The 2,622-nt window shown below is 71.6% G+C and carries 2 protein-coding genes; both read left to right on the forward strand.

Annotated features, from left to right (window positions below):
- Positions 1-209: 209 nt before the first annotated feature.
- Positions 210-1,037, forward strand: coding sequence for a tRNA (guanosine(46)-N7)-methyltransferase TrmB (gene trmB / locus GL263_RS24825; protein ID WP_323379550.1), 828 nt, complete (start codon positions 210-212; stop codon positions 1,035-1,037).
- Between the two features lie 317 nt (positions 1,038-1,354).
- On the forward strand, positions 1,355-2,622 hold a 1,268-nt coding region (locus GL263_RS24830; RefSeq protein ID WP_323379551.1), incomplete at its 3' end, for a PrsW family intramembrane metalloprotease.

The raw sequence follows: 2,622 nt of genomic DNA on the forward strand, positions 1-2,622 counted from the left end.
CCCCTCCCCCTCATGTCCCCTCATGTCCCTCTCATGTCCCGCTCCGTCACCCTCGTGTCCCAGGTCCCGACGGCGTCGGACGCGGCCCTCCACACACGTTTGAGCAGTCGCTCAACAGGAGCGTACGGTTTCTTGAGCGACTGCTCAACCCCTTGCCGGCGGCTCTGCCCGGACCCGGCTGTCCCGGCTGGACGTAGAATCCCGTCACTGTGTCCGAGACGAACCAGCAGTCAGAGAGCCCACGCGAGCCCGGCGCACCGCACCACGAGGCCAACCCGCGCGCCCCGATGTTCGAGCCCGGCGCCGGCCCCGCCGCCAACCCGTCGGACGGGCACGAACGCACCATCCGCAGCTTCCAGCCGCGCCGCAGCCGCGTCACCAAAGCCCAGCACGACGCGCTTGTCCGGCTGTGGCCGCGCTGGGGCTTCGACATCGACGGCTCACGCGTCGTCGACCTCGACCAGCTCTTCGACACTCTGCCCCCCGGGGCGCCGGTCGTGCTGGAGATCGGCTTCGGGATGGGCGAGGCGACCGCCCAGATGGCCGCCGCCGAACCCGACACCGGGATCCTCGCAGCCGACGTGCACACCCCCGGCCAGGGCAACCTGCTGCGACTCGCGGAGCTGAACGGCCTGCACAACGTGCGGGTGGCGAACGGCGACGCCATCATCCTGCTGCGCGAGATGCTGCCGCCCGACTGCCTCGCCGGCGTGCGGGTCTACTTCCCCGACCCGTGGCCCAAGAAGCGCCACCACAAGCGGCGCATCATCCAGCCGGCCTTCCTCGACCTGGCCGCCACCCGGATGGCTCCGGGCGCGCTGCTCCACTGCGCCACCGACTGGGAGCCGTACGCCGAGCAGATGCTGGAGGTGCTGACCGCGCATCCGGCGTTCGAGAACACCCAGCCGGACGGGGGCTTCGCGCCCCGGCCCGAACACCGGCCGCTCACCCGCTTCGAAGGGCAGGGTCTCGACAAGGGCCACAGCGTGCGGGACCTGCTCTTTCGCCGAAAGGCATCATGCGGCCGGCCGTTGTGATGAGTCGCCCTTCGGACGGTCATCTCATTTAGGGTCGTTGGGTGCGCCCAGACCCAGATCGCCGAACCGATGCCAACGCCACGCACGCCGATCCGACGCGCCCGGCGGCGCCGGCGCCTGCGAACGGGCCCGGCACGCCCCCCGGGGCGAACCCCGCCGCCTGGCCGGTCCTCGCGCCGTCCGCTCCCCCGGCGCCGGAACCTCCGGCACGGGAACCCGGCGGTGGCGCGGCCGGCGGCCCGACGGGCGGCGGCCGCGCGCGAGGCCGCTGGACCGCCTGGACGCACAACCGGACCTTCCGGGCCACCTCCATCTGCGTGCTGCTCGCCCTGTGCGGGCTGGCGATCCTGGCCATCGTCCGAGCCGAGACCGGCACCGAGGGCTTTGTCATCGGCCTTGTCCTGGCGACCGTGCCCGTGCCGCTGCTCATATCGGCACTGCGCTGGCTGGACAAGGTGGAACCCACCCCCTGGCGGACCCTCGTGTTCGCGTTCGCCTGGGGCGCCTGCGCCGCGACACTCGTCGCCATCGTCGCCAACACCTTCGCCACGGAGTGGCTGACAACCTCGGTCATCACCAACGCGGACACCAACGAGGACATCGTGGGCGCCGTGCTCGTCGCCCCCGTGGTGGAGGAGATCGCCAAGGTGGCGGCGATCCTCCTGCTCTACCTCTACCGGCCGCGCAACTTCACCGGCCTGCTCTCCGGCATCGTCCTCGCCGGCTTCGTCGCCACCGGCTTCGCCTTCACCGAGAACATCCTCTACCTGGGCACCGCCTACGACGAGGACCAGGAACTCGGCACCTCCGAGGACGGCGTCTCCTCCACCGCCGCCACGTTTGTCGTGCGCATCATCATGTCGCCCTTCGCGCACCCGCTGTTCACCACTCTGGCGGGGATCGGCTTCGGCCTGGCGGCCACCCTGCCCGCCCGTCGACAGACCCTGCGGATCGTCCTTCCGGCATTCGGGCTGCTCGGCTCCATCGCCCTCCACGCGCTGTGGAACGGCACCGCCTCACTGCACGGACTCGCCTTCCTCGCGGTCTACCTGCTGCTGATGGCTCCTCTGTGCGCCTCCCTGATCTGGCTCGCCGTCTGGTACCGCGGCCGCACCCTCCGCACCGTCCGGGACGTCCTCAGCCGCTACGCGGCGCAGGGCTGGGTCACCCCGGCCGAGGCATGGGGCATGGGATCGATGACCGTACGCAGCCGGGCCCGCGACCTCGCGCGCCGTGAACTCGGCCCCAAGCCCGCCCGCCAGGTCTCCGAGTACCAGCGCGTCGCCACCTCGCTGGCGCTGCTGCGCGCTCGGGCGCAGAGCACCGCCGACCCCCGCTTCGAGGCCCGCGAGCAGGAACTCCTCACCCGCCTGCTCGCCCTACGCGACCTGGGCAGCCCCTACCACACCAGGGCCGCCGCACCCGCCGTACCTCGCCCGCCGTACCCGTACCCGCTGTACGCGTACCAGCAGCAGCGGCACCCCCACCCCGAATATCACGGCCCTTCCGGACACCACGGGCTTCCCGGACACCACCCGCCCGCATCCGGAGACCGGCCGGAGCCGCACAACCCCTGTCTCTTATA

Origin of the sequence: Streptomyces durbertensis, from assembly GCF_014156695.1 — a bacterium.
Lineage (GTDB): Bacteria > Actinomycetota > Actinomycetes > Streptomycetales > Streptomycetaceae > Streptomyces > Streptomyces durbertensis.